Raw genomic sequence first — 624 nt, 5'->3', positions numbered from 1 at the left:
CTAGATGATCAATTCCAAGGGGTCAGTGATCGTACGGGGTGAGCGAGCGGAGGGTGTCTTGTCCGGTGTGGTCGTTGTGCCAGATCACGGCGGTCAGCGCGAGGATTCGCTGCATGACGCGGGCGATGACGCCGCGAGGTGTGCGTCCTCGGTGCTGTTCGAGATCGAGCTGTCCCTTGAAGGTTTCGTTGACCGACTCGATGACCTGCCGCAACGGCTTGAACAGGGATCCGCCGGGCCGCTGCCGTTCGCCTCTGCGGGTCGGCCGTAGTAGCTGGATGCCCTGCTGGGCGAGTTCGTGTTCGAAGGTGCGGCCGAAGTAGTTCTTGTCGCCGATCAGTGTCTGGCCGGGCCGGGCGGCGGCGAGCTGCGGTTCGGCCGCGAGCAGGTCCAGCAGCGTCTCGCGTTCGTCGGCCTTGGCCCCGGTCAGGGCGAAGGCGACGGGCAGGCCCTGGAGGGTGCACACCAGGTGCAGCCGCAGGCCCCAGAAGAAGCGGCTGTGGCTGGCGCAGAAGCCGTACTGGGCCCATCCGGCCAGGTCGGAGCGTTTCACGGTCTCCCGGGAGCGGCCGCATTCCACGGGCGTGGAGTCCACGATCCACACGTCGTCGCTCCACGCCGAGG

1 protein-coding gene is annotated in these 624 nt (G+C 67.3%); it reads right to left on the bottom strand.

What is annotated here, in order from left to right:
* Window positions 1-22: 22 nt before the first annotated feature.
* Window positions 23-624: IS982 family transposase (locus RKE29_RS30300; protein WP_312008903.1), on the bottom strand; the 602-nt coding region annotated here is incomplete at its 5' end.

Origin of the sequence: Streptomyces sp. B1866 (genome assembly GCF_031932565.1) — a bacterium.
Lineage (GTDB): Bacteria > Actinomycetota > Actinomycetes > Streptomycetales > Streptomycetaceae > Streptomyces.
This window is presented reverse-complemented; position numbering and strand designations above follow the sequence as displayed.